The sequence below is a fragment of the Mycolicibacter hiberniae genome (assembly GCF_010729485.1).
Lineage (GTDB): Bacteria > Actinomycetota > Actinomycetes > Mycobacteriales > Mycobacteriaceae > Mycobacterium > Mycobacterium hiberniae.
Genome location: NZ_AP022609.1, coordinates 965795 through 988990, shown reverse-complemented (window position 1 = coordinate 988990; position 23196 = coordinate 965795). Strand labels below are relative to the sequence as shown.

The following is a 23196-nucleotide window of genomic DNA, read 5'->3' as shown; positions in this document are numbered from 1 at the left end:
CGGCGATCCTCCCTACCCCTGCGGAATCTCCCGTTCGATCTCGTCGAGCCAGATCCGCGCCGACATGTCCGATGGAGCCCGCCATTCTCCGCGCGGGGACAGCGAACCGCCGTGGGACACCTTCGGCCCGTTGGGCAACGCCGAGCGCTTGAATTGACTGAACGAATAGAACCGCTGCACAAAGACTTTCATCCAGTGCCGAATATCGGCCAGCGAATATGCCTGCCATTTTTCAACCGGATATCCGGGCGGCCAGGAACCCGAGTTGACGTCATGCCAGGCGTGCCAGGCCAAGAACGCGGTCTTGGCAGGCGTGAATCCGTACCGCAGCGCCTGAAACAGCGCGAAGTCCTGCAGCGAGTACGGGCCCACCTTGTCCTCGCTGCGCTGAATCTCTTCGCCGTCAGTGGCCGGCACCAGTTCCGGGCTGATCTCGGTGTTGAGCACTGAGGCCAGGACCGCGCACACGTCGGTGTCGAACTCCCCGGAGTTGATCACCCACCGGATCAGGTGCTGGATCAGCGTTTTGGGTACGCCACCGTTGACGTTGTAGTGCGACATCTGATCGCCCACCCCGTAGGTGGACCAGCCCAGCGCCAGCTCGGACAGGTCGCCGGTGCCCAACACGATGCCACCGTTCTGGTTGGCGATCCGGAACAGATAGTCGGTGCGCAGACCTGCTTGGACGTTCTCGAACGTGACGTCGTAGACCGCTTCACCGCGGGCGAACGGGTGCCCGAGCTCGGACAGCATCAGTTTCGCGGTCTCGCGGATGTCGATTTCGGCGAACGTCACCCCCAGCGCCCTGCTCAGCGCAGCGGCATTGGCCTTGGTGCGCTCGCCAGTGGCAAAGCCGGGCATGGTGAACGCGAGAATGTCACTGCGGGGCCGGTTTTCCCGGTCCATCGCCCGAGCGGCGACGATCAGGGCGTGGGTCGAATCCAGCCCGCCCGACACCCCGATGACGACTTTGGGATGGTTCAGCGCGCGCAGCCGCTGCTCCAGACCAGAAACCTGGATGTTGTAGGCCTCGTAGCAGTCCTGTTGCAGTCGCTGCGGATTCGAGGGCACGAACGGGAATCGTTCGACGACCCGCCGAAGTCCGATGTCCCCGGACGGCGGGTCCAGAACGAACTCCACCCGCCGGAACGCCTGGACCGCATCCCGGTGGTGGCGTCGGTTGTCGTCGAATGTGCCCATTCGCAGCCGTTCCGAGCGCAGCAGCCCGAGGTCGACATCGGCGACCGATCGGCGGGGTCCGTTGGGAAAGCGTTCGCTTTCGTCGAGCAGCGTGCCGTTTTCCCAGATCATGGTCTGGCCGTCCCACGCGAGGTCGGTGGTCGACTCCCCCTCTCCCGCGGCGGCGTACACGTACGCGGCCAGGCATCGCGCCGAGGCCGATCGAGCCAGCAGTCTGCGGTCTTGGGCACGCCCGACGGTGATCGGACTGCCGGACAGATTGGCCAGCACCGTCGCGCCGGCCAGGGCAGCCTGCGCGCTGGGCGGCACCGGCACGAACATGTCTTCGCACACCTCGGCGTGCAGTACGAACCCGGGCAGGTCGGTCGCGGCGAACAGCAGGTCCGGTCCAAACGGGATGTCTAAGCCGCCCAGCCGAATGAGTCCGCGTTCGTCGGCGCCGGCAGCCAGTTGGCGCCCTTCGTAGAACTCCCGGTAGGTGGGCAGGTAGGACTTCGGCGCGACGCCGAGGATGCTCCCGCGGTGGATGACGACCGCGGTGTTGTAGACGCGATGGGCATAGCGCAGTGGCGCCCCCACCACCAGGACCGGCAGCAGCTCCGTCGACGCAGCGACCACGTCAAGCAGGGCCGTCTCGACGGCGCTGAGCAGGCTGTCCTGCTGCACGATGTCGTCAATGGAGTATCCCGACAGGGTGAGTTCGGGAAAGACGGCCAGCGCGACGCCGTCGTTATGGCATTCGCGCGCCAGCTGCAGCACCGACTCGGCGTTGGCGGCCGGATCGGCGAGCGTCGTTCGGTGCGTGCAGGCGGCGACCCGCGCGAACCCATGCCGGTAGGCGTTGTAGAAGTCCCCAGAATGCTCCATTGCCCCCATTGTCGCCTGGACTGTGTCAACGTGCAGCTTTCGGGTATCACCAGGGCATGACCGATACCGCTGTGGTCGTCGTGGACATGCTCAACGCCTACCGCCACCCCGACGCCGAACAACTGGCCGACAACGTCGCGCAGATCGTCGAACCACTGGCCGACCTGGTGGAATGCAGCCGGGCCGCCAATGATGTCGACCTGATCTACGTCAACGACAACTACGGCGACTTCACCGCTGGATTCGCCCAGATCGCCGAGTCGGCGCTAAACGGCAGCAGACCCGAGCTGGTTCGGCCCGTCGCCCCAGTTGCCGGCGACCGGTTGATGACCAAGGTGCGACACAGCGCCTTCTACGCCACTCCGCTGGAGTACCTGCTCGGCCGGCTCGGCACCCGGCGGTTGATCCTGGCCGGCCAGGTCACCGAGCAATGCGTCCTCTACACCGCCCTGGACGCCTATGTACGGCACCTACCGGTGGTGATACCGGTCGACGCCGTCGCCCACATCGACGCCGAACTGGGTGCCGCCGCGCTGGAGATGATGTGCCGCAACATGGCTGCCGAACGGTCAACCGCCGCGGAGTGCCTACGCTAGCCGCATGGGCGGAACCGAGCCGACGGTCTGCGATCTGCTGACGCTGCTGGCGGGGCGGCGGGTCGCGGTGCTCAGCGGCGCCGGCATCTCCACCGATTCGGGCATTCCGGACTATCGCGGCCCGGACTCCCCGCCGAGCAACCCGATGACCATCGCCCAGTTCACCGGCGACCCGGTGTTCCGGCAGCGGTATTGGGCTCGCAACCACATCGGCTGGCGCCACATGGCCGACACCGCACCCAACATCGGGCACTGGGCGCTGGCTGCGCTGGAGGCGGCTGGCGTGGTGACCGGGGTGATCACCCAGAACGTCGATCTGCTGCACACCAAAGCGGGGAGCCGACGCGTGGTGGACCTGCACGGCAGCTACGCCACGGTGGTCTGCTTGAGCTGCGGGAAATCGTTGAGCCGAGCGTCGCTGGACGAGCAGCTCGAGCAGCTCAACCCCGGGTTCATCGACCGGGTTGGGAGGCTCGGCGGTATCGCCGTGGCGCCCGACGCGGACGCCGTCGTCAGCGATACCGCGTCCTTCCGCTTCGTCGACTGCCGGCACTGCGGCGGAATGCTGAAGCCCGACATCGTCTACTTCGGCGAAAGCGTCCCCAAACAACGCGTAGCTCAGGCCTATTCGATGGTCGACGATGCAGAGGCATTGCTGGTGGCTGGTTCGTCGCTGACGGTGTTCTCCGGCTACCGGTTTGTTCGCCACGCCGCCGCACGCGGGATTCCGGTCGCGATCGTCAACCGCGGTCCCACCCGCGGCGACGAGTTGGCCGACGTCAAGTTCGACGGCGGTTGTTCACCGACGCTGGCGTTACTGGCTTCGGAGCTGGCCTGCAAGACTCCGTTGCGGTAATCCGTCGGTAGAGGCACACAATCGCACCGAAATCCGGCACTATGCTCGGGTGGCGAAGCAGCGACTCACTCCCGACCAGCGCAATTCCTTCCTCGCAGCGGTGCTCGGCTGGTCGATGGATGCCTTCGACTATTTCATCGTGGTGTTCGTCTACGCCGACATCGCCAAGACCTTCGGCCATACCAAGACCGAGGTCGCGTTTCTGACCACCGCCACCCTGATGATGCGCCCGCTGGGCGCGCTGCTGTTCGGCCTGTGGGCCGACCGGGTCGGCAGGCGGATACCGCTGATGGTGAACGTGATCTTCTACTCGACGGTGGGATTCCTGTGCGCATTCGCGCCCACCTTCACCGTGCTGGTGATTCTGCGCCTGCTGTACGGGATCGGGATGGGCGGCGAGTGGGGGCTCGGCGCGGCGCTGGCCATGGAGAAGATCCCCCCGGAGCGGCGCGGGTTCTTCTCCGGGTTGTTGCAGGAGGGGTATCTGTTCGGCTACCTGGCAGCCACCGTGGCCTCGCTGCTGGTCAACGACGTCCTCGGACTGTCCTGGCGCTGGCTGTTCGGGCTTTCCATCCTGCCGGCCATGGTGAGTCTGCTGATCCGCTACCGGGTGACCGAGTCCGAGGTGTGGCAGGCCACCCAAGACCGGATGCGGTTGACCAGCACCAAGATCCGGGACGTCTTCACCGAAGGCAAGGTGCTGCGCCGGTTCTGCTATCTGGTTCTGCTGATGACCGCGTTCAACTGGATGAGCCACGGCACCCACGACATCTACCCGACATTCCTGACGTCGGCCGACGGCGCGGGCCTGTCGCACGTCACGGCCAAGTGGATCGCGGTCATCTATAACATCGGCGGCATCATCGGCGGGCTGTTCTTCGGCTCGCTGTCGCAACGTGTGGGCCGGCGCCACGCGATCATCTTCGCCGCCGTGATGGGTTTACCGATCGTGCCGCTGTTCGCCTTGTCGCAGACCGCGGGCATGCTGTGCCTCGGCTCCTTCCTGATCCAGATCTGCGTGCAGGGCGCCTGGGGTGTCATCCCGGCACACCTGACCGAGATGTCGCCTGATGCGATCCGCGGCTTCTATCCCGGGGTGACCTACCAGCTGGGCAATCTGTTCGCGGCGTTCAACCTTCCGATCCAGGAGCACGTCGCGGCCAGCCGCGGCTATCCCTTCGCCCTGGTGGTCACGCTGGTGCCCACGCTGATCGCCGTCATCGTGCTCACCGCAATCGGCAAGGACGCCACCGGCCGGCGATTCGGGCAGCCGGGCTCCGCCGACTCAGAAAGTGCAGGGCATGGTGCGGATACCGTGGATGAAGCTGCCCGCTAGGTACTCCGGCTCGCCGGCCTCGATGTTCGGCAGCTGGTGTAGCAGCTCGCCGAATATGGCCCGCAGCTGGGCCCGCGCCACATTGGTTCCCAGGCAGTAGTGCTGGCCGCCGCCGCCGAAGCCCACGTGTGGATTCGGGCCGCGGCTCAGGTCCAGGCGATCCGGCTGGTCGAACACCTGCTCATCCCGGTTACCCGACGAGTAGAACAGCGCCACCTTGTCACCGGCCCGAATGGTCTGGCCGCCGAGCTCGTAATCGGTTGCCGCGGTGCGCCGGAAGGTCATCACCGGCGTGGCGTAGCGGACGAACTCCTCGACGGCGGTCCCGATCCGGCGGTCGAAGTCCGCCAGCAGCCACCGGCGTTGGTCGGGGAAATCGGTGAGCGCCCGCAGGGCGTGACTGGTGGCCTGGCGGGTGGTGTCGTTGCCGGCCACCGCCAGCAGCACGAAGTAGGCCGACACTTCGGCGTCGGTGAGCCGATCGCCGTCGACCTCGGCGTTGACCAGGCCGCTGAACAGATCGTCGCCGGGCGACTCCCGGCGCTGCGCGGCCAGTGCGCCGGCGACCTGATGCAGGTACATGATGTTTTCGCCCATCACCGCCAGCGGGTCGCGCCCGGCGAGGAACACCGGGTCGTTGACGGACACCAGTGCGTCGGCGGCGTGGGCCACCTGCTCGCGCTCGGAGTCCGGGACGCCGACCATGTCGGCCAGCGTGCGCAGCGGCAGTTCCTTGGCGCAGTGTTCGACGAAGTCGGCTCCGCTGCCGGCAGCGGTGAGTTCTTCGACGATCGCCTTGGCATTCGCCTTGATCGAGGCCTCGATGCGCCGGATCTGGCGGGGCGTGAACGCCGCGGTGGCCAGTTTGCGCAACTTCGTGTGCCGGGGCGGGTCCATGGCCAGGAAGGACTGCGTGGTCTCCAGCATCTCCTCGGGAAAGTTCTCGAACATGACGCCCTTGCCGGACAGGAACACGTCGTTGGCGCGACTCACCGTGACGATGTCGGCGTGGCGGGTGATGGCCCAGAAGCCGGGATCGTCGGGATCGTTGAGCATGGCGTCCTCGACCGGCGGATGCCAGCTCACCGGGCGTTCGGCGCGCAGTAGGGCGAAGGATCGCTCGCGCTCGGCGGCGGTGAGCGACCAGAACGCCCGCGAGGAGAGATCGACCGTGTCATAGGCGCGTGCGGCGGTGGACGATGCGGTCACGATGCCTCCTCAGGGTATGACTCCGGTCACAGCGGAGTGCCCTGACGATATGTTTAGACATCTTGTCTAGTCAAGGCGTCTTTTGCTCGGTAACCTCAGCGTTGTGGCCTCTGTGACCCGCAAGCCTCCCGGCAGCCGCCAACAGCGGCGCCAGGACATCGAGCGCCGCCTGCTCGACGCCACCGAACGGCTGATGGGCGCCGGCGCCAGCTTCACCGAGCTCAGCGTGGACCGCTTGGCCACCGCGGCCGGCATCTCACGCGCCAGCTTCTACATCTACTTCGAGGACAAGGGCCACCTGCTGCGCCGCCTCGCCGGTCAGGTCTTCGGCGACCTCGCCTCGAGCGCACAGCGATGGTGGGACGTGGCGCACCGCCATGATCCATCCGATGTCGGCGCGGCGATGGCCGCGATCATCGCCAGCTATCGGCGCCACCAACCACTGCTGATCGCGCTGAACGAAATGGCCGCCTACGACCCACTGGTGGGCGACACCTACCGCGCGCTGCTGACGTCGATCTCCGGCCGGCTGACCGGGGTCATCGAAGCCGGCCAAGCCGACGGCGCCATCCGCCGCGCGCTACCGGCCGCCGCCACCGCCAGTGCGCTGACCTGGATGGTGGAACGGGTCTGCCAGCAGGACCTGCCGTCCCGAGACCCGCAACACGACGCCGAGATCGCCCGGACGATCACTGAAATCGTTTGGGGCGCATTGTATCTGACACCGGCGCAGTAGTACCCGGACTAGTTCGCGACGGGACGGGCCCAGGCCGAGCGGTCGTAGGAGTCCTCGATCTTCCGGCACCGCTTTTCCCGCCGGGCCGGCGACAGCGCGCCCAGAACGCAGGCCGGCGGCCAGCGCGTCGGGGCCATGACGTAGGTGACATTGCCGCGGCGCGTACGGAGGTTGTCGGGGCTGTCGATATCGACCCGGAAGTAGTTGTTGTGGATCGTCACCAGGCCCGCCAGGGCGTTGACGACGGCCACGGCGGGGACCTGCGCAGCTGGGCGATTGGGAAAGTCGGCCGTGCCGTCGTACTGCCGGCACACGTCGGTCACCCGGTACCGGGTGTCCGGCGGAACCCCGAGGCCGCCGTAGTCGGGCAGCGTCATGAACCTGACCAGCTTGGCGTCGGCCCGATAGATGCCGTGGAACGGCTGTTCCGGGTTGGCCAGCAGCACAAACGACACCTTGTCCGTGGGAACCGGCGATGCCGGCCCCCGCTCGCGCAGCCATTTGCAGGCGACCTGGGCCCCCATGCTCACGCCGTAGACCACCACGTCGTCGGCATCGGGCGCGGCGGCGAAGTGGCCGGTCAGCATCTCATCGAGGGCGGCAGCGCCACGCTGCACCGCCCGTACCGCAGGGACGTAGCGCAGGCCGTCGCGGTAGGCGTTGGGGTAGGCGACGCGCCGGATGGTCTTGCCCTTGGTGACCGCGCCGCGGCACATGAACCGCAAAAAGCCGCTCCAGCCCGCGCCGTCGATGGTGAATACCGTGCTCATGGCCGGTACTTACAGCGCCACCAGATCGTCGGCATGGACCACCGGGCGCCGCGCATCGGGTGCCAGGTCGGCGGTGGAACGGCCGATCATGGCGTCCAGCTCCGCGGCGTCGTAGCCGACGACGCCGCGGGCGACCACCGAACCGTCCGGACCGCACAGTTCGACGACGTCGCCGCCGTAGAACCGGCCCGACACCGCGACGATACCGGCGGGCAACAGCGACCGGCGGCGCGCCAGCACCGCCTCGACCGCCCCGGCGTCCAGCGTCAGCAGCCCGGCCGCGTCGGCGGCGTGACGCACCCAGAACTTGCGTGCCGACAGCCGCTGAGCCCGGGGGGCGAAGACGGTGCCGACCGACGCCTCCGACAGCGCCGCAGCGGCATCGTCGGCCGCGGCCAGCAGTACCGGCACGCCTGCGTCGGCGGCCAGCAACGCCGACGACAGCTTCGAGACCATGCCGCCGGTGCCCAGGTGACTGCCTTCGCTGGCGACCACGCCGGCGAGGTCGTCGGGTCCGGACACCTCCGGGACCAGACGGGCCGGGCCCTTACGCGGATCGGAGTCGTAGAGGCCGTCGATGTCGGAGAGCAGCACCAGCGCGTCGGCGCCGACCAGATGCGCCACCAGGGCCGACAACCGGTCATTGTCGCCGAAGCGAATCTCGTTGGTGGCCACCGTGTCGTTCTCGTTGACGATGGCCACCGCGTGCAACGCGCGCAGCCGGTCCAGGGTGCGTGCGGCGTTGGTGTGCGACACCCGCATCGAGACGTCTTGGGCGGTGAGCAGCACCTGTCCGACGGTGCGGCCGAATCGGCCGAAGGCGGCACTCCAGGCGTTGACCAGCGCCACCTGGCCCACGCTGGCCGCGGCCTGCTTGGTCGCCAGGTCGGTGGGCCGCCGGCTCAACCCGAGTGGGTCCAGGCCGGCGGCGATAGCCCCCGAGGACACGATCACCACATCCGAGCCGGCCTTCATCCGAGCCTCGATGGCCTCGGCGAGCCCCGCCAGCCGGGCCGCGTCGAACCTGCCATTCTCGCTGGTCAGCGCGGTGGTGCCGATCTTGACCACCACACTGCGCGCAGTCCGGACAGCCTCGCGCGCATCCGAGTGCACGCGGCTCATGAATCCTCCGAATGCTCGCGCCGTTGCTTGCGCGCGACCTTGCGCTCCGCGGCCCCCACGCGGTCGGTGCGTTCCAGCCTGCTGTCGGTACCCCGGCCCGACAGCGTGATGTCCACCCCCGCCGGTGTGGCCGGCTCCCAGTCGAAGGTCATGTCCCCGATGGTCACCGCACAGCCCGGGCGGGCGCCCAGCCGCAGCAGCTCTTCCTCGACCCCGAGCCGGGCCAGTCGGTCGCCCAGGTATCCGACCGCCTCGTCGTTGTCGAAGTTGGTCTGGTGCACCCAGCGCTCGGGACGGGTGCCCCGCACGACGAAGCCGCCCTCGCCGTCGGGTTCGACGCTGAAGCCGGTCTCCCCCGCGACCACCGGGCGAATCACCGGACGGCGCGCCACTGGCTCCGGTTGCGCGGCACGGTAGTCCCGCACCATCTCGGCCAGCGCAAAAGTCAACGGCCGCAAGCCGACCCGGCTCACCGTGGAGACCATGAACACCGGCCATCCGCGCTCGGCCACGATGTCGTCGCGGACGAACTCCGCCATCTCCAGCGCCTCAGGAACGTCGATCTTGTTGAGCACCACCGCCCGCGGCCGATCGATCAGGTCGCCGAGCACCGAATCCCCCTGCATGGTGGGGGTGTAGGCGGCGAGTTCGGCCTCGATCGCCTCGATGTCGGACAGCGGATCCCGACCGGGCTCAGCGGTCGCGCAGTCCACGACGTGCACCAGCACCGCGCAGCGCTCGATGTGCCGCAGAAAATCCAAACCCAGGCCGCGCCCGGTGGAGGCACCCGGGATGAGGCCGGGGACATCGGCGACGGTGTAGGTGTCCTCCCCGGCCGAGACCACGCCCAGGTTCGGCGCCAGGGTGGTGAAGGGATAGTCGGCGATCTTCGGCTTTGCCGCCGAGATCACCGATACCAGCGCGGACTTGCCCGCAGAGGGGAACCCGATCAGGCCGACGTCGGCGACGGTCTTGAGTTCCAGGGTGAGGTCACGGGCTTCGCCCTTCTCCCCCAACAGCGCGAAGCCGGGCGCCTTGCGGGCCCGCGACACCAGCGCGGCGTTGCCCAGCCCTCCGCGACCGCCGGCCGCCGCCTCGAAACGCGCGCCCGCGCCCACCAGGTCGGCCAGCAGCCGGCCATGTTCGTCGAGGACGACGGTGCCGTCGGGAACCTTGATCTCCAGGTCCGCGCCGGCGGCGCCGACCTTGTTGTTGCCCTGTCCCTGCTTGCCGGACGCCGCCGAGATGTGCGGCCGGAAGTGAAAGTCCAGCAGCGTATGCACGCCGGGATCGACCACCAGCACGACGCTGCCGCCGCGACCGCCGTTTCCACCGTCGGGGCCGCCGAGCGGCTTGAACTTCTCCCGATGGATCGACGCGCAGCCGTTACCTCCGTCGCCGGCGCGCACATGGATGACAACGCGGTCGACGAACCGGGACATGGCGTTACTACCTATCCGGCGCGCAAAGGCGCCCAATCACGCCCGGCGACTAGTCGCGGGCGACAGGCAAGATGTTGATGGTCTTGCGGCCGCGCTTCAGCCCGAACTCGACCGAACCGGGCGCCGTGGCGAACAGGGTGTCGTCGCCGCCGCGCCCCACGTTGATGCCGGGGTGGAAATGAGTACCCCGCTGCCGCACCAAAATCTCGCCGGCCTTGACGACCTGGCCGCCGAACCGCTTGACGCCAAGCCGCTGGGCATTGGAGTCGCGCCCGTTACGTGAGCTGGAAGCGCCCTTCTTGTGTGCCATGTGGTTGTCTCCTGCTCAGTGTTATCTGTTCTTCGCCGGACGGCTCATCACGCGATTCCGGTGACCTTGAGCACGGTCAGCTGCTGACGGTGACCCTGCCGCTTGTGGTAGCCGGTCTTGTTCTTGAACTTGTGGATGCGGATCTTGGGACCCTTGGTGTGCTCGAGCACCTCGCCGGTGACCGCCACCTTCGCCAGCTTGGCTGCGTCGGTGGTGACGGTGGCGCCGTCTACGACCAGCGCGACCGGCAGCGAGACCGACGATCCCGGCTCGGACTCGATCTTCTCGACCTTGAGCACGTCACCGACGGCAACCTTGTACTGCTTGCCGCCGGTCTTGACGATTGCGTACGTCGCCATCGTTGGTTTTACCTCTGCTTCTCGGGCGCGCACGCCATCGGGACTTGCGCAGGTGTCTGGGGTTCTGTCCGCCGAGCTGGGGTTATTCCCGCCTGGCGACAACTGGTCAAGGGTACGTGACCAGCGTCTAAGGGGTCAAACCGGCACGACATTACATCGGTGGCCCCGCTGGCCGGGCTGCCGCGCGTCGCCGTCGCGGACGCTCGACCACCGGCACCTCGGACTCCTCGAAGACCGACTCCTCGGAATCCTCATCGCCGTCAGAGTCGTCCTCGTCGGAGTCATCCTCGTCGTCGTCATCGTCGTCATCGTCGTCATCGTCGTCGTCATCGTCGTCATCGTCGTCATCGTCGTCGTCATCGGACTCGTCGGCGTCATCGATTACGTCCAAGTCCTCGTCGAAGTCCTCGTCGTCATCGTCGTCGAGATCGACTTCGACATCGTCTTCGTCGGACTCGTCTTCGTCGGACTCGTCTTCGTCGGACTCGTCTTCGTCGGACTCGACGCTGTCCTCGTCATCATCGACTTCGTCATCGTCGGAGTCGTCGTCGGCGACCTCGTCGGCCAGGTCCTCGACCGTCTCATCGCCATCCTCGGACACGATGTCGGCGTCCGGCTCCACGTGCACCGCGGCGCCCTCGCCGTCGACAGCGAGCTCGTCTCCCTCGACCTGCACGGTGACGTCCACCGCCAGCTCATCGGCGCCGGGTGCCGCACCGTCTTCGTCCGGCGCGTCCTCATGCCGGTCGCTGGCCGCAGCCATCGCCTTGAACATCGGATGGTCACCGGGGGTGTGCACCGGGACCTTGGCGACTGCCGGTTCGTCGACTTTCGGCTTCTTCGAGCGCTTGCTGCGGCGGCTGCTGGTGGTACCGCCCGATTCGGCCTTGCGTCCCGGCGCGGCCGAGTCCACCGGGTCGGCGTGCAGCACGATGCCGCGGCCGGCGCAGTGCTGACACGACGTCGAGAATGCCTCGATGAGCCCGGTGCCCAAGCGCTTGCGGGTCAGCTGGATCAGGCCCAGCGACGTCACCTCGGAGACCTGGTGGCGGGTTCGGTCGCGGCCCAGCGCCTCGGTCAAACGGCGCAGCACCAGATCCCGGTTGGACTCCAGCACCATGTCGATGAAGTCGATGACGATGATGCCGCCGATGTCCCGGAGGCGAAGCTGCCGCACGATCTCCTCGGCGGCCTCCAAGTTGTTCTTGGTCACCGTCTCCTCGAGGTTGCCCCCGGAGCCGGTGAACTTGCCGGTGTTGACGTCGACCACCGTCATCGCCTCGGTCCGGTCGATCACCAGCGTGCCGCCCGAGGGCAGCCAGACCTTACGGTCCAGCGCCTTGGCCAGCTGTTCGTCGATGCGGTGCACAGCGAACACGTCTGGACCGGGTTGACCGTCCGGGCCGGTGGGTGGCTGATAGCGGGTCAGCTTGGGCACCAGTTCGGGGGCGACCGAACCCACATAGTCGTTGATCGTGTCCCAGGCCGCGTCCCCGGAGACCACCAGCTCGGTGAAGTCCTCGTTGAACAGGTCCCGGATCACCTTGACCAGGACGTCGGGCTCCTCGTAGAGCGCCACGGCGGCGCCGGCCGCTTTCTGCTTGACCTCGGCGGCGGTGGCCTCGATCTGAGTCCAGCGCTCTTGCAGGCGCTCGACGTCGGCCCGGATGTCGGCTTCCTTGACCCCCTCGGAGGCGGTGCGGATGATCACGCCGGCGTCGGCAGGCACCACCTCGCGCAGGATCTCCTTGAGCCTCTGACGTTCGGTGTCGGGCAGCTTGCGGCTGATACCGGTCGACGACGCACCCGGGACATAGACCAGGTAGCGGCCGGCCAGCGAGATCTGGGTGGTCAGCCGGGCGCCCTTGTGCCCGATGGGGTCTTTGCTGACCTGCACGACGACATAGTCGCCGGGTTTGAGCGCCTGCTCGATCTTGCGGTTGGCGCCCCCGAGCCCGGCGGCTTCCCAGTTCACCTCGCCGGCGTAGAGCACGCCGTTGCGGCCCCGCCCGATGTCGACGAAGGCGGCCTCCATCGACGGCAGCACATTCTGCACAATGCCCAGGTAGACGTTGCCCACCAAGGAGGTCGACGCCGCAGAGGTCACGAAATGTTCGACCATCACGCCGTCTTCGAGCACAGCGATCTGGGTGTATCGGGCACCGGGATGCGGCGGCTCGGTCCGGATCCGGTCGCGCACCACCATCCTGCGCTCCACCGCCTCGCGGCGGGCCAGGAACTCGGCTTCGCTCAGGATCGGCGGGCGGCGGCGCCCGGCGTCGCGGCCGTCGCGGCGACGCTGCCGCTTGGCCTCCAGCCGTGTGGAGCCGGTGATGCCCTGGATCTCGTCGTCGCCGGTACCCCGCTCGCTCTTGGCGGTCCGGCCGTTCTTGGCACGCGGGGCGCGTTCGTGCACGACGGTGTTGGGCGGGTCGTCGGAGGAGCTGGTGTCCTCTTCCTCGCCGGCTCCCGTCTTGCGACGACGGCGACGGCGGCGGCGACGGCTGCCGGCTTCCTCGGCCGAGCCGCCCTCCTCCTCCTCCTCGGTGGCGTCCTCGGCGTCCCCGGACTCCTCCGCTTCTACGGCGGGGTCCTCGTCGTCGTTGTCGTCTTCGGCTTCCTCAGCGACCGCGCCCTCAGACCCGCGGCCCCTGCCGCGACCCCGGCGGCCACGTCGGCGGCGCCGGTTGGCGGGCCGGTCGTCGCTGTCGTCCTCGGCGTCGGCGTCGGCGTCGGCGTCGGCCTCAGCGCCACCGAGATCGTCTTCGTCCTCGTCGTCGTCCTCGTCGTCGGGCACCACCGGGCGCTCGAAGGCAACCGGTTGCGGCGCTACGAACAGTGGCATGTAGTCGGCGCGGACGGCCACGGGTTCGGGTGCGGTCTCCAGCAGCAGCCGGGACTCCGGCTCGTCCGGAACCTCGTCGGGCGCCTCGGCCTGCCCGGCCTGCTGGAACAAGCCGGCCGACGCGGGTTCGGCGGCCGCACCCAAAAGGTCGCGGACCCGCACGGCCTCGACCCGGTCCACGCTCGAGTGGGCACTGCGCGTCCGGCCGTCCAGCTCGGTCAATGCGTCCAGCACCCGGCGGCTGGTGGTGCCGAGCACCCGCGCCAGCGAGTGCACGCGCAGGCGATCGGGCAAGTCCTCATGCTCGGCCGGCGGTCCCGACGGTGCGGATTCCGGGCCTCTAAAAAGGGAAGGGTCTACCACGTACGTCTCCTCAAGCCCCCGGGCGCGTGATTGCGACGCGGCCACGCGAGGACTTCTCGTTATGAGCCCGACTCACTATCCCGGGCTTGTGGTGGTCTCGCTCCGAGGGGCTCTGGTTGAACCGACTCGGTGCCTGGCTGAATGACGACCGGCGATCGGCGCCGCATCACGTATCGCGACCGTCGCACTCGCCGAAGTCTTCATTCGGGTGTCGGAAACCGGTCCGGTCACGTTCACCCGTTAGCCAGTATCCCACACAACCCGCAGGCGCCGGACAAAAGGCGCTAACTGGCGTGGTCAGGCCAGTGTCATCGGCGACGTCGGCGCCGACGGCTTCAGGTCGGGGAACCACAGTGCGATCTCCCGCTCGGCGGACTCCGGCGAGTCCGAGCCGTGTACCAGGTTGAATTGGGTCTCCAAACCGAAATCGCCCCGAATGGTGCCGGGGGTGGCCTTGGCCACCGGGTCGGTACCACCGGCGAGCTGCCGGAACGCCTCGATCGCGCGCGGGCCCTCCACCACGGCGGCGACCACGGGTCCGGAGGTGATGAAGTCCAGCAGTGAGGCGAAGAACGCCTTCCCCTCGTGCTCGCCGTAGTGCTGGCGGGCCACCGCCTGCTGCACCGGCCGCAGCTCCAGTGCCGCCAACGTCAGACCCTTGCGCTCGATCCTGCTGATGATCTCGCCCACCAGCCGACGGTTCACGCCGTCCGGCTTGATCAGTACCAAAGTCCGCTCAGTCATGCAGCGCCGCTCCTCATCCCTCGCCCCGCCGGGCATCGTCGCCAGCGGCACGGGCGACAGCGTACCGGCCGACAGGCCGGATGGCGTCACGAGCGTCGCATGACCACGGCACGGAAATAGGCGATCAGCACCCACACCGCGGTGAACACCAGGCCCATCACCCCCACGCCGGGGTAGACCACAAACCCGGCCACCAACACCGCTTGCAGCGCCAGATTGGCCCAGATTGCCCAACTCCGGCCCTGGATGCCCGCGAACGCCAGCAGCACCAGCGCCAGGCCGAGCAGGTAGGCCAGCGAGAACGGGGTCAGGCCGCCCCCGACGACGCTGACCACCGGCAGGGCCAGCAGCACCGTGATGGCCTCCAGGATCAGCGTCGCGGACATCACGCCGCGAAAGCCCCGCCACGGATCGGGAGCGTCTGGACGCTGGGTCATGTCGGCCGCCTTCTCCTCATCGCTGCGCTGCACCTCGTCGTCTCCGGTCATGCCGGGTCCTTGCCGAACAGCGAACGCGCGGCGCCGGCGGTGACCACCGAGCCGGTGATCACGATCCCGGCCCCCGACCCACCCGCCATCGCCTGCTCCGCAGAGTCGAATTCGTCGACCAAAGCGGTGGCGGCGTCGATCGCGTCCTCGAGCGTTTCGGTGGTGACCACCCGGTCGTCACCGAACCACCGCGCTGCTGCAACGGTAAGCCGCTCGACGTCCAACGCCCGCTCGGAACCGTTGTGCGTCACCACAATCCGGTCGAACACCGGCTCCAGCGCCGCCAGAATGCCGTCCACGTCCTTGTCCCGCATCACGCTGACCACACCGACGAGATGGCGGAAGTCGAAATCGTCGGTCAGGGCCTGGGCCAGCACGGCGGCCCCGGCCGGGTTGTGGGCCGCATCGATGAAGACTGTGGGCGAGCTGCGCATCCGCTCCAGCCGGCCGGGGCTGCGCACCGCCGCGAAGCCCACCCGGACCGTCTCGACGTCGAGTTGACGGTCGGCGCCGGCGCCGAAAAATGCCTCCACCGCCGCCAGTGCCAGCACGGCGTTGTGGGCCTGGTGCGCGCCGTGCAGCGGCAGAAAGATCTCGGAGTACACCCCGCCGAGGCCCTGCAGTTCCAGCACCTGTCCGCCGACCGCGAGTTGACGGCTGCGTACCGCGAACTCGGAGTCCTCCCGTGCCACCGCGGCATCCGCGCGCACCGATTCCGCGAGCAGCACCTCCATCGCCTCGGGCGCCTGACGGGCGATCACCGCCACGGTGTCGGTCAGTTCGTCCGGCGAGCGGTGGATGACGCCGGCCTTCTCCGCGGCTATTCCGGCGATGTCCGCACCGAGATAGTCGACGTGGTCGATGCCGATCGGGGTGATGACGGCGACCGGAGCCTGCACCACGTTGGTGGCGTCCCAGCGACCGCCCATGCCGACCTCGACCACCGCGACGTCGACCGGCGCGTCGGCGAAGGCCGCGAATGCCATGCCGGTCAGCACCTCGAACTTGCTCATGGCCGGTCCCCCGTCAGCGTGGGAGGACGCGTCGACCATCTGAACGAAGGGCTCGATCTCGGTGTAGGTCTGCACGTATCGCGCCGGGCTGATCGGCTCGCCGTCGATGGCGATGCGCTCGACCGCCGACTGCAGGTGCGGGCTGGTGGTGCGCCCGGTACGGCGGGAGAAAGCGGTCAGCAACGCGTCGATCATGCGCGCCACCGAGGTCTTGCCGTTGGTCCCGGCGACGTGAATGGACGGATAACTGCGCTGTGGGGAGCCGAGCAGGTCCAGCAGCGCGTTGATCCGGGCCAGGCTCGGCTCGATCTGGGTTTCGCCCCAACGCTGATCGAGTAGGTGTTCCACCTGCAGCAAGGCCGCGATCTCGTCCGGTGTCGGTTCGGGGCCGGCGGCCGGTTCGGGGTTCATGCCAGGGCCGCGAGACGTGCGGTGATCCGGTCGACCTCGTCGCGGGCCAGCTGCTGGCGGCCCCGGATCTTGTCGACCACGGCCTCGGGCGCCTTAGCCAAGAACGCCTCGTTGCCCAGCTTTCCCGACGTGGCCTCGAGTTCCTTGCGGGCGGTGGCCAGATCCTTCTCCAGCCGCCGGCGCTCGGCGACGACGTCCACGGTTCCGGAGGTGTCGAGTTCGACCACGACCGTGCTGGTCTTGGCGCCGGCGCCGAGCCGCACCTCGACGGTGGCCGACGGTGCGAATCCCTCGCCGGGCTCGGTCAGCCAGGCCTGGGAGGCCACCGCCGCCACTTGGGTGGCCAGGTCGGCGTCGTCGATACCGGTCAGCCGGGCCGGCACCTTCTGCCGGTCCCGCAGGCCCTGGTCGCTGCGGAATCGGCGCACCTCGGTCACCAGCTTCTGCATGTCCGCGATCCGCTGCGCGGCAACCTGGTCCACCGCGATTCCCGACGACACCGGCCAGTCCGCAACGACCAGCGACTCCGCGCCGGTGAGCTCCTGCCACAGCGTTTCGGTGACGAACGGGATCACCGGGTGCAGCAGCCGCAACAGCGTGTCGAGCACCGCAGCCAACACCGCGGTGGTGTGTGCAAGTCCTTGTCCCAGCTGGGTTTTGGCCAGTTCGACGTACCAGTCGCAGAATTCGTCCCAGGCGAAGTGGTACAGCGCCTCACATGCCCGCCCGAACTCGTAGGCGTCGAACGCCGAATCGACTTCAGCGCGTACCTCCTCCAGCCGCCCGAGAATCCACCGGTCGGCGTCGGTCAGTTCCTCGATCGCCGGCAACGGTGCCGGGGCGGCGCCGTTGAGCAGGGCGAAGCGGGTGGCGTTGAACAGCTTGGTGACGAAGTTGCGCGAGGCCCGGGCGTGGTCCTCGCCGATCGACAGGTCGCTACCGGGACTCGCCCCGCGCGCCAGGGTGAACCGCAGGGCGTCGGCGCCGAACTTCTCCACCCAGTCCAGCGGGTCGATGCCGTTGCCGCGGGATTTGCTCATCTTGCGGCCGTGTTCGTCGCGGATCAGACCGTGCAGGAACACGTCGCGGAACGGAACATCGGCGTCGGGCAGGGCGGCGTCGCCGCCGACGAAGGTGCCGAACATCATCATCCGCGCCACCCAGAAGAACAGGATGTCGTAGCCGGTCACCAAGACGCTCGTCGGGTAGAACTTCTTCAACTCCGGCGTGGCGTCCGGCCAGCCCAGCGTGGAGAACGGCCACAACGCCGAGGAGAACCAGGTGTCGAGCACGTCGGGGTCCTGCTCCCAGCCCTCCGGCGGGGTCTCGTCCGGCCCGACGCAGACCTTCTCGCCGTTCGGCCCGTGCCAGATCGGGATGCGATGTCCCCACCACAGCTGCCGGGAGATGCACCAGTCGTGCATGTCGTCGACCCAGGCGAACCAGCGCGGCTCCAGGCTCTTGGGGTGGATGACGGTGTCGCCGTCGCGGACCGCATCCCCGGCGGCCTTGGCCAGCGAGGAGACTTCGACCCACCACTGCATGGACAGCCGCGGCTCGATGACTTCACCGCTGCGCTCGGAATGCCCCACGCTGTGCAGGTAGGGCCGCTTCTCGGCGACGATACGGCCCTGTGCCGCCAGAGCTTCGCGCACCGCGACGCGCGCCTCGAAGCGGTCCATGCCGTCGAACTGGGTGCCGGTTCCGGTGATCCGGGCGCGTTCGTCGAGGATCGTCGGCATGTCGAGCTGATGGCGCAGTCCGATCTCGAAGTCGTTGGGATCGTGGGCGGGGGTGACTTTGACCGCACCGGTGCCGAATTCCGGGTCCACGTGGGTGTCGGCGACCACCACGATCTCCCGATCGGAGAACGGGTGCGGCAGCGTGGTGCCCACCAAGTCGCGGTAGCGGTCGTCGTCGGGGTGCACCGCGATGGCGGTGTCGCCGAGCATGGTCTCCAGCCGGGTGGTGGCCACCACGATGTGCGGCTCGGAGTCCTGCATCGAGCCGTACCGGAACGACACCAGCTCGCCCTCGATGTCTTCGTATTTGACCTCGAGGTCGCTGATCGCGGTCTGCAGGACGGGTGACCAGTTGACCAGCCGTTCGGCCTGGTAGATCAGCCCGGCGTCGTAGAGCCGCTTGAAGATGGTGCGGACCGCGCGCGAGAGGCCCTCGTCCATGGTGAACCGCTCGCGGCTCCAGTCCACGCCGTCGCCGAGCCGGCGCATCTGGCCGCCGATGGTGCCGCCGGACTCCCGCTTCCAGTCCCACACCTTGTCGACGAACAGTTCGCGGCCGAAATCTTCTTTGGTCTTGCCGTCGACGGCGAGCTGGCGTTCCACCACGCTCTGGGTGGCGATGCCGGCATGGTCCATGCCCGGCAGCCACAGCACCTCGTAGCCCTGCATCCGCTTACGCCGGGTCAACACGTCCATCAGGGTGTGGTCGAGCGCGTGGCCCATGTGCAGGCTGCCGGTGACGTTGGGCGGGGGCAGCACGATCGAATAGCTGGGTTTGTCGCTGTTGGGGTCCGCGGTGAAGTAACCGGCGTCCACCCAACGCTGGTAGGTCGCGCCCTCGACCGCACCCGGCTCCCAGGACTTGGGTAAGCGGGTGGTGTCGGCGGCGTTGGGGGTGTCAGTCACCGCTCAATTCTAGGAATGACCGGCGGGCAATCCCCGACGAGGGAGGTGTCATCGAGAAAAGCCCCCGGATCAGGACTGATCCGGGGGCTCGACGCGATGCGTGGGCGGGCTACTTCTTGCCGCCCAGCAGGCCGCCGAGGATGTCGCCGATGGCGCCGCCGGTCTTGCCGCCGAGCATGTTGCCCAGGATGCTGCCCATCGACTGGTTCTTGGCGTTGCCGCCCCCGGCCAGTCCGCCCAGGATTCCGCCCAGCACATCGCCGAGGCCGCCGCTGGAGGCCTGTTCCTGGGCCGGCTCCGCCTTTTGGCCGCTGAGCTGCTTGCCGATGTAGGCCAGCACGATGGGGGTGATGATCGGCAGCAGCTTCTGCAGCAGGTCGCTGTTTCCCGCGCCGGCACCCGAAAGCGCCGAGGCCACCTGACTGGTGTCGTTGCCGCCGAAGAGGGTGGAGACCACCTGTTGGCCTTGGGCCTGGCTGGCGCCCAGGGCGTTGTCCAGCAGGCCCTGGGAGGCGAAGGTGGCGGCGGTGTTGACGATGCTGTCGGCCTCCCCGGGTTCCTGGGCCTTTTGGCTCAGCCCGCCGACCAGCACCGGCACCAAGGTGTGAATAGCGCTGTCCACGTCGGCCGAGTCGGCGCCGAGCTGGTTGGCAATGTCTTGAACAGGGATCGAAGCGAAGAGGTCGTCGAGGCCGGCCATAAGAGTTTCCACCTCCGTTGCTGGGCGCTGCCGAGGGCAGCGGTCGAAATCGACACTAGCCCCAAACACCGGCGGCCGACACCGGCAAATTCCGGCCGATCAGCGCAGCCGGGTAACCGTCAGCGTCACTCCGGCCGCGGGCAGTCGCTCCAGCAGCACGTCGCCCATAGCGGCCGCCGGGGTGAGCACGCCGTAGCGTTCGGGCAGTGCGTCGCGGTCCAGTGCCAGGGCCAACCCGCTCTCCCCCAGCATCACCGAGGTGGCCTGGTAGCCGGGGTCGCCGCGCTGCGCCATGTCCGCCCGGTAGCGGGCGCCGCTGGTGGTGGTCGTGTAGGTCTCCACACAGTAGAAGCCGTTCTCGCGAACGCTTCGGCTGGGACCGGTTCCCGGCTTGGGCAACACCCGCTCCAGCAGGCCGGCCGGCAGGAGCCGGAAGAGTCGGCCGCCCAGGTCGATGGTCACCTTGCCGATGCCGGTCACCAATCCCGACAGCACCGGCGCCGCGGCCGACGAGCCGCAACTCATGTGCTCGGCGTAGCGGAAGCGCCGACCGTAGGCCCAGTCCAACAGGCCGTTGCTGCGCCGCACGACCCGCGTGTTGTAGGGCGCCATGGCAAAGCCGGCGGTCCAGATACCGTTCAGCTCCGGCGCGATGTCACGACCCCGCCGCCAGGACAGGTCCGGCTCGGGACCCAGCTGCGGCTCGGCGGGGCGATCGGAGCTGAGCGTGTAGGGATCCAACAGCTGGCGCCGGGCCTCCGGGTCGTTGGCAGCGGTCGTCAGCACTTCGATCATCGAGGCGAGGGTGCCGCCGGATGCCCCGCCAGAGAAGCCCCGCACCACCAGATCGGTGGCCAGCAGCTCGCCGGTGCCGTCCTCGCGGGCCGCCCGGTAGAGCGCGTACACGCTCATATCCGAGGGGATGGAGTCGAAGCCGCAGGCGTGCACGATGCGGGCCCCGTTGTCGGCGGCCTGCTTGTGGTACAGGTCGATGCTCTGCCGAACGAACATCGCCTCGCCGGTGAGGTCGACGTAATCGGTGCCCGCCGCCGCGCATGCCGCGACCAGGGGCAATCCGTAGCGGGTGTAGGGACCGACGGTGGTGATCACCACCCGGGTGCGCTGCGCCATCGCCTCCAGCGATGCGGGCCGGTCGGCGTCGGCCACCACCAGCGGCCATTCCTGGGCAACCGAGCCCAGTTCGGCGCGGACCCTGCGCAACCGCTCCTCGGAGCGGCCCGCCAACCCGATCCGGGCGGCGCCGCCGGCGCGGGCGAGGTATAGCGCGGTCAGCTTTCCGGCGAAACCGGTCGCTCCGTAGAGGATGATGTCGAGCTCGCGTGGCGTGTCTGGCACCCGCCCGACGTTACTCGCCGCCTGGAAAGCCGGTTGCGACGGCGACGGCGCCGGGCTGCTCGCCCGGCGCCGTCGTCACGATCAGTGGTCAGCCGCGACGGCCGCAGACGGGCCACGCACCGATGCCCTGGCTGCGCAGAACGTTCTCGGCAACCCGGATCTGCTCGGAACGGCTGGCGGTGTGCGGCATGCCGGCGCCACCGTTGGCGCGCCAGGTGCCGGGGTTGAACTGCAGTCCGCCGTAGTAGCCGTTGCCGGTGTTGATCGACCAGTTGCCGCCCGACTCGCAGGCCGCGATGGCGTCCCAGTTGACGCTGTCCGCCTTGGCGGTGGCGTCGGACAGGGTGACCGCGCCGGTGATCATGGCTCCGGCGATCGCGGCCATGGTGAGGGACTTGCGGACGTTCTTCAACTTCGTTCCTTTCGCGGCGCGCACTCCGAAGCTCACGAGAGACGGCCCGGGGTCCGGGCGAGAGTGGTCTTCGAGACGTGCCGTCTAGGTCAGGCACGACAGCAGGGGCAGCCGGGCAGGCCAGGAGGCACCCGGCGCCCGCGGGAGGCGTTGCATCGGCCGCCCGCCTCCCCCGCTCGCACGCGTTTGGAGGGATTCAATTTGTTTGCCTCACATGAGGGCGAAGGGAACTTACGAAATGTCAGGACGCCACGTCGAATTGCATGATGCGAATATTTCGGTCAGATAACGAAACGATCACCCTGACATCACCGAGGGTTTAAGCAGGTCAGAGCGAATTCGCCCAGACCGCAACGGTGCTGGCGCTCCCGCGGGATTCGTGAGTCAGATCACGGTGATTTTGTGGCCCAGAGCACGGCAAATGCGCCCCTGGGGGCCGTTCGGACGGCCGTCCGCGGGCACCGGCGCGTCCCCACAGGGGCCTCAGCAGCATCTTTGGCCTCAAAAGGCACAGGTCGTCGAGACGGTGCCGCTCGGCCGGCCGTCACGCTGCTCGGCGCTGCGCCGCACTGGTCGCGTGCGTTGCGGCTTGCGGTTTCCCGACGCCGCCGCCATTGCGTCGCCATTTTTCCCGCGCCGTCCATCGGGTCTGTGAATCAGGTTGTACGGCAACGTATTTCCAGCATGCACGACCACCTCGACAAAGCCTTGAGTCGGTACCACCCATTAGTCGTTGTATATCGGTCGGATAATTCAGCGATAAACGCCCCCGTCTCGCCTGCGGGAACTGCGCTTTATTTCCAGGGAATTACCCGAATTTGCTGACGGTACGCCTCAGGGCAGTCCGGCGATGTCGTCCGGGGAGTTGAGATTGACCAGCGGGGACGCGTCGGCCAGCACGACCCGACGGACGTCGACGGCATCGATCAGGGCGCCCACCCGTCGTTGGCCGGCAGCCACCAGGGTCTGGACGGTCGGGGCCAGGCCGGTGCGATACACCCCGGCCAGATAGTGGTCGCGGCCAGCGCGCGCCAACACGATGTCCGCCGCTGCGGCCCCGGCGAGGAGGTCGATCAATTCCGTTGTCAGGTAAGGCATGTCGACGGCGCAGACAAATGCCCTGGGGGCGCCCTCGCGCTCGGCGGCGCGCAGCCCCAGCCCGATGGCCGGCAACGGTCCCAGCCCGGGAACTTCGTCGCGCAGCACCCCTGCGGGTACGGGCGGCAGCACTTGGCCCTGGGCGGCCACCACGAACACCGGATCGCAGCGTTGCGCCAGCACCGAGACCAGATGCTGCACCAGGGTCAGGCCGGCGAATCGGCCCGGCACCGTCAGGGTGGCCTTGTCACGGCCCATCCGGCGGGAAGCGCCGCCCGCCAGTACCACGCCGGCCAACCGACCGGCGGTCATCGC

At 68.2% G+C, this 23196-nt stretch carries 20 protein-coding genes; 4 read left to right on the top strand and 16 right to left on the bottom strand.

Features of this window, described 5'->3' with window-relative positions:
- Window positions 1-12: 12 nt before the first annotated feature.
- Entirely contained in the window at window positions 13-2067 is a 2055-nt protein-coding gene (locus tag G6N14_RS04660) for an NAD(+) synthase (protein WP_085134746.1), read from the bottom strand.
- Window positions 2068-2123: 56 nt separating this feature from the next.
- Here G6N14_RS04660 and G6N14_RS04655 point away from each other — a divergent pair, with 56 nt between their 5' ends.
- The 3 genes from G6N14_RS04655 to G6N14_RS04645 are packed head-to-tail and all read left to right on the top strand — an operon-like array spanning window position 2124 to window position 4855.
- Window positions 2124-2663 carry a cysteine hydrolase family protein gene (locus G6N14_RS04655; RefSeq protein WP_085134745.1) on the top strand — a complete coding sequence of 180 codons (540 nt, stop codon included), beginning with the start codon at window positions 2124-2126 and terminating at the stop codon, window positions 2661-2663.
- Window positions 2664-2667: 4 nt separating this feature from the next.
- The gene (locus G6N14_RS04650) at window positions 2668-3519 is read left to right on the top strand and encodes an SIR2 family NAD-dependent protein deacylase (protein ID WP_085134744.1); all 852 of its coding nucleotides are present in this window, start codon (window positions 2668-2670) and stop codon (window positions 3517-3519) included.
- A 49-nt stretch (window positions 3520-3568) separates the two neighbouring features.
- Window positions 3569-4855: an MFS transporter gene (locus G6N14_RS04645; protein ID WP_234808834.1), complete on the top strand. Its 1287-nt coding sequence runs from the start codon at window positions 3569-3571 to the stop codon at window positions 4853-4855.
- Here G6N14_RS04645 and G6N14_RS04640 read toward each other — a convergent pair.
- Window positions 4805-6064, bottom strand: a complete 1260-nt coding sequence (locus tag G6N14_RS04640; RefSeq protein WP_085134743.1) for a cytochrome P450 — start codon at window positions 6062-6064, stop codon at window positions 4805-4807. The two genes, G6N14_RS04645 and G6N14_RS04640, sit on opposite strands and share 51 nt — an antisense overlap.
- Window positions 6065-6167: 103 nt before the next feature.
- On the opposite strand from G6N14_RS04640, the gene G6N14_RS04635 reads away from it, so the two are divergent.
- Window positions 6168-6800: a TetR/AcrR family transcriptional regulator gene (locus G6N14_RS04635; protein WP_085134742.1), complete on the top strand. Its 633-nt coding sequence runs from the start codon at window positions 6168-6170 to the stop codon at window positions 6798-6800.
- A gap of 8 nt (window positions 6801-6808) precedes the next feature.
- Here the strand turns inward: G6N14_RS04635 and G6N14_RS04630 are convergent, their stop codons facing one another.
- From G6N14_RS04630 to mobA, 14 genes are all read right to left on the bottom strand, one after another.
- Window positions 6809-7570 carry a PE-PPE domain-containing protein gene (locus G6N14_RS04630; protein ID WP_085134741.1) on the bottom strand — a complete coding sequence of 254 codons (762 nt, stop codon included), beginning with the start codon at window positions 7568-7570 and terminating at the stop codon, window positions 6809-6811.
- A 9-nt stretch (window positions 7571-7579) separates the two neighbouring features.
- Window positions 7580-8692, bottom strand: a complete 1113-nt coding sequence (proB, locus tag G6N14_RS04625) for a glutamate 5-kinase (RefSeq protein WP_085134740.1) — start codon at window positions 8690-8692, stop codon at window positions 7580-7582.
- Window positions 8689-10134, bottom strand: coding sequence for a GTPase ObgE (gene obgE / locus G6N14_RS04620; RefSeq protein WP_085134739.1), 1446 nt, complete (start codon window positions 10132-10134; stop codon window positions 8689-8691). The genes proB and obgE overlap by 4 nt, the downstream gene beginning before the upstream one ends.
- A 49-nt stretch (window positions 10135-10183) precedes the next feature.
- A complete protein-coding gene (gene rpmA, locus G6N14_RS04615) occupies window positions 10184-10444 on the bottom strand; it encodes a 50S ribosomal protein L27 (protein ID WP_085134738.1) in 261 nt (86 codons plus the stop codon).
- A 47-nt stretch (window positions 10445-10491) separates the two neighbouring features.
- The gene (rplU, locus tag G6N14_RS04610) at window positions 10492-10803 is read right to left on the bottom strand and encodes a 50S ribosomal protein L21 (RefSeq protein ID WP_085134737.1); all 312 of its coding nucleotides are present in this window, start codon (window positions 10801-10803) and stop codon (window positions 10492-10494) included.
- A gap of 151 nt (window positions 10804-10954) precedes the next feature.
- Window positions 10955-13942 carry a ribonuclease E gene (locus G6N14_RS04605; protein ID WP_234808833.1) on the bottom strand — a complete coding sequence of 996 codons (2988 nt, stop codon included), beginning with the start codon at window positions 13940-13942 and terminating at the stop codon, window positions 10955-10957.
- A gap of 366 nt (window positions 13943-14308) precedes the next feature.
- Window positions 14309-14755 carry a nucleoside-diphosphate kinase gene (gene ndk, locus G6N14_RS04600; RefSeq protein ID WP_085134848.1) on the bottom strand — a complete coding sequence of 149 codons (447 nt, stop codon included), beginning with the start codon at window positions 14753-14755 and terminating at the stop codon, window positions 14309-14311.
- Window positions 14756-14841: 86 nt separating this feature from the next.
- Window positions 14842-15192, bottom strand: coding sequence for a DUF4233 domain-containing protein (locus tag G6N14_RS04595; protein WP_085129763.1), 351 nt, complete (start codon window positions 15190-15192; stop codon window positions 14842-14844).
- A 47-nt stretch (window positions 15193-15239) separates the two neighbouring features.
- Window positions 15240-16667, bottom strand: a complete 1428-nt coding sequence (folC, locus tag G6N14_RS04590; RefSeq protein ID WP_085134735.1) for a bifunctional tetrahydrofolate synthase/dihydrofolate synthase — start codon at window positions 16665-16667, stop codon at window positions 15240-15242.
- Window positions 16664-19315, bottom strand: a complete 2652-nt coding sequence (locus tag G6N14_RS04585) for a valine--tRNA ligase (protein ID WP_085134734.1) — start codon at window positions 19313-19315, stop codon at window positions 16664-16666. The genes folC and G6N14_RS04585 overlap by 4 nt, the downstream gene beginning before the upstream one ends.
- Before the next feature lie 109 nt (window positions 19316-19424).
- Window positions 19425-20015: a DUF937 domain-containing protein gene (locus G6N14_RS04580; RefSeq protein WP_085134733.1), complete on the bottom strand. Its 591-nt coding sequence runs from the start codon at window positions 20013-20015 to the stop codon at window positions 19425-19427.
- 99 nt (window positions 20016-20114) lie between these two features.
- Window positions 20115-21371, bottom strand: coding sequence for a saccharopine dehydrogenase family protein (locus tag G6N14_RS04575; RefSeq protein WP_085134732.1), 1257 nt, complete (start codon window positions 21369-21371; stop codon window positions 20115-20117).
- 88 nt (window positions 21372-21459) lie between these two features.
- The gene (locus G6N14_RS04570; protein ID WP_085134847.1) at window positions 21460-21783 is read right to left on the bottom strand and encodes a transglycosylase family protein; all 324 of its coding nucleotides are present in this window, start codon (window positions 21781-21783) and stop codon (window positions 21460-21462) included.
- 834 nt (window positions 21784-22617) lie between these two features.
- Window positions 22618-23193, bottom strand: coding sequence for a molybdenum cofactor guanylyltransferase (mobA, locus tag G6N14_RS04565; protein WP_085134731.1), 576 nt, complete (start codon window positions 23191-23193; stop codon window positions 22618-22620).
- Window positions 23194-23196: the final 3 nt, after the last annotated feature.

Bases quoted from the DNA above. Each gene is read 5' to 3' on its own strand.
- rplU (WP_085134737.1), bottom strand. From the start codon at position 10,803: ATGGCGACGTACGCAATCGTCAAGACCGGCGGCAAGCAGTACAAGGTT.
- G6N14_RS04650 (WP_085134744.1), top strand. From the start codon at position 2,668: ATGGGCGGAACCGAGCCGACGGTCTGCGATCTGCTGACGCTGCTGGCG.
- ndk (WP_085134848.1), bottom strand. From the start codon at position 14,755: ATGACTGAGCGGACTTTGGTACTGATCAAGCCGGACGGCGTGAACCGT.
- proB (WP_085134740.1), bottom strand. From the start codon at position 8,692: ATGAGCCGCGTGCACTCGGATGCGCGCGAGGCTGTCCGGACTGCGCGC.
- obgE (WP_085134739.1), bottom strand. From the start codon at position 10,134: ATGTCCCGGTTCGTCGACCGCGTTGTCATCCATGTGCGCGCCGGCGAC.
- rpmA (WP_085134738.1), bottom strand. From the start codon at position 10,444: ATGGCACACAAGAAGGGCGCTTCCAGCTCACGTAACGGGCGCGACTCC.
- folC (WP_085134735.1), bottom strand. From the start codon at position 16,667: ATGAACCCCGAACCGGCCGCCGGCCCCGAACCGACACCGGACGAGATC.
- G6N14_RS04660 (WP_085134746.1), bottom strand. From the start codon at position 2,067: ATGGAGCATTCTGGGGACTTCTACAACGCCTACCGGCATGGGTTCGCG.
- G6N14_RS04655 (WP_085134745.1), top strand. From the start codon at position 2,124: ATGACCGATACCGCTGTGGTCGTCGTGGACATGCTCAACGCCTACCGC.
- G6N14_RS04580 (WP_085134733.1), bottom strand. From the start codon at position 20,015: ATGGCCGGCCTCGACGACCTCTTCGCTTCGATCCCTGTTCAAGACATT.
- G6N14_RS04630 (WP_085134741.1), bottom strand. From the start codon at position 7,570: ATGAGCACGGTATTCACCATCGACGGCGCGGGCTGGAGCGGCTTTTTG.
- G6N14_RS04595 (WP_085129763.1), bottom strand. From the start codon at position 15,192: ATGACCCAGCGTCCAGACGCTCCCGATCCGTGGCGGGGCTTTCGCGGC.
- mobA (WP_085134731.1), bottom strand. From the start codon at position 23,193: ATGACCGCCGGTCGGTTGGCCGGCGTGGTACTGGCGGGCGGCGCTTCC.